The organism is Peribacillus sp. NPDC097198 (assembly GCF_044762055.1).
GTDB lineage: Bacteria > Bacillota > Bacilli > Bacillales > DSM-1321 > Peribacillus.
On record NZ_JBIWDO010000025.1, the window covers coordinates 1,732 to 4,694 of the forward strand.

1 rRNA gene is annotated in these 2,963 nt (G+C 52.0%); it reads left to right on the top strand.

The features are described 5' to 3' along the window. Window positions 1-75 precede the first annotated feature (75 nt). A 23S ribosomal RNA gene (locus ACIQXQ_RS20735) occupies window positions 76-2,963 on the top strand; the annotation flags it as partial.

The following is a 2,963-nucleotide window of genomic DNA, read 5'->3' on the forward strand; positions in this document are numbered from 1 at the left end:
CATTGTTCCTTGAAAACTAGATAATAGATAGAAGGCAATTAATTTTTTTCAAAGCATCAGTAAGATCTTTTTAACGGTTAAGTTAGAAAGGGCGCACGGTGGATGCCTTGGCACTAGGAGCCGATGAAGGACGGGACTAACACCGATATGCTTCGGGGAGCTGTAAGTAAGCTTTGATCCGGAGATTTCCGAATGGGGAAACCCACTGTTCGTAATGGAACAGTATCTCTACCTGAATACATAGGGTATTGAAGGCAGACCCGGGGAACTGAAACATCTAAGTACCCGGAGGAAGAGAAAGCAATAGCGATTTCCTGAGTAGCGGCGAGCGAAACGGAATGTAGCCCAAACCAAGAGGCTTGCCTCTTGGGGTTGTAGGACACTCAATATGGAGTTACAAAGGAACGGGGTAAATGAAGTGACCTGGAAAGGTCCGTCAAAGAAGGTAAAAACCCTGTAGTTGAAACTTCGTTCCCTCCTGAGTGGATCCTGAGTACGGCGGGACACGAGAAATCCCGTCGGAAGCAGGGAGGACCATCTCCCAAGGCTAAATACTACCTAGTGACCGATAGTGAACCAGTACCGTGAGGGAAAGGTGAAAAGCACCCCGGAAGGGGAGTGAAATAGATCCTGAAACCGTGTGCCTACAAGTAGTCAAAGCCCGTTAATGGGTAATGGCGTGCCTTTTGTAGAATGAACCGGCGAGTTACGATTTCATGCGAGGTTAAGTTGATAAGACGGAGCCGCAGCGAAAGCGAGTCTGAATAGGGCGAATGAGTATGAGGTCGTAGACCCGAAACCAGGTGATCTACCCATGTCCAGGGTGAAGTTCAGGTAACACTGAATGGAGGCCCGAACCCACGCACGTTGAAAAGTGCGGGGATGAGGTGTGGGTAGCGGAGAAATTCCAATCGAACCTGGAGATAGCTGGTTCTCTCCGAAATAGCTTTAGGGCTAGCCTCAAGATGAGAGTATTGGAGGTAGAGCACTGATTGGACTAGGGGCCCCCAACGGGTTACCGAATTCAGTCAAACTCCGAATGCCAAATACTTATTCTTGGGAGTCAGACTGCGAGTGATAAGATCCGTAGTCGAAAGGGAAACAGCCCAGACCACCAGCTAAGGTCCCAAAGTATACGTTAAGTGGAAAAGGATGTGGAGTTGCTTAGACAACCAGGATGTTGGCTCAGAAGCAGCCACCATTTAAAGAGTGCGTAATAGCTCACTGGTCGAGTGACTCCGCGCCGAAAATGTACCGGGGCTAAACGTATCACCGAAGCTGTGGATTGACACCGTATGGTGTCGATGGTAGGAGAGCGTTCTAAGGGCGTTGAAGTCAGACCGTAAGGACTGGTGGAGCGCTTAGAAGTGAGAATGCCGGTATGAGTAGCGAAAGAAGGGTGAGAATCCCTTCCACCGAATGCCTAAGGTTTCCTGAGGAAGGCTCGTCCGCTCAGGGTTAGTCGGGACCTAAGCCGAGGCCGAAAGGCGTAGGCGATGGACAACAGGTTGATATTCCTGTACCACCTATACATCGTTTGAACGATGGGGGGACGCAGAAGGATAGGGTAAGCGCGCTGTTGGATATGCGCGTCCAAGCAGTTAGGCCGGAAACGAGGCAAATCCCGTTTCCATTAAGGCGGAGCTGTGATGGCGAGGGAAATATAGTACCGAAGTTCCTGATTCCACACTGCCAAGAAAAGCCTCTAGTGAGATGTAAGGTGCCCGTACCGCAAACCGACACAGGTAGGCGAGGAGAGAATCCTAAGGTGTGCGAGAGAACTCTCGTTAAGGAACTCGGCAAAATGACCCCGTAACTTCGGGAGAAGGGGTGCTTTTTAGGGTGAATAGCCCAGAAAAGCCGCAGTGAATAGGCCCAGGCGACTGTTTAGCAAAAACACAGGTCTCTGCGAAGCCGCAAGGCGAAGTATAGGGGCTGACACCTGCCCGGTGCTGGAAGGTTAAGGGGAGAGGTTAGCGCAAGCGAAGCTTTGAACCGAAGCCCCAGTAAACGGCGGCCGTAACTATAACGGTCCTAAGGTAGCGAAATTCCTTGTCGGGTAAGTTCCGACCCGCACGAAAGGTGTAACGATCTGGGCACTGTCTCAACGAGAGACTCGGTGAAATTATAGTACCTGTGAAGATGCAGGTTACCCGCGACAGGACGGAAAGACCCCGTGGAGCTTTACTGCAGCCTGATATTGAATTTTGTTACAGCTTGTACAGGATAGGTAGGAGCCTGAGAAGCCGGAGCGCTAGCTTCGGTGGAGGCGTTGGTGGGATACTACCCTGGCTGTATTGAAATTCTAACCCGCGCCCCTTATCGGGGTGGGAGACAGTGTCAGGTGGGCAGTTTGACTGGGGCGGTCGCCTCCTAAAGAGTAACGGAGGCGCCCAAAGGTTCCCTCAGAATGGTTGGAAATCATTCGCAGAGTGTAAAGGCACAAGGGAGCTTGACTGCGAGACCTACAAGTCGAGCAGGGACGAAAGTCGGGCTTAGTGATCCGGTGGTTCCGCATGGAAGGGCCATCGCTCAACGGATAAAAGCTACCCCGGGGATAACAGGCTTATCTCCCCCAAGAGTCCACATCGACGGGGAGGTTTGGCACCTCGATGTCGGCTCATCGCATCCTGGGGCTGTAGTCGGTCCCAAGGGTTGGGCTGTTCGCCCATTAAAGCGGTACGCGAGCTGGGTTCAGAACGTCGTGAGACAGTTCGGTCCCTATCCGTCGCGGGCGCAGGAAATTTGAGAGGAGCTGTCCTTAGTACGAGAGGACCGGGATGGACGCACCGCTGGTGTACCAGTTGTCTTGCCAAAGGCATAGCTGGGTAGCTACGTGCGGAAGGGATAAGTGCTGAAAGCATCTAAGCATGAAGCCCCCCTCAAGATGAGATTTCCCATGGCGCAAGCTAGTAAGATCCCTGAAAGATGATCAGGTTGATAGGTCAGAGGTGGAAGCGTGG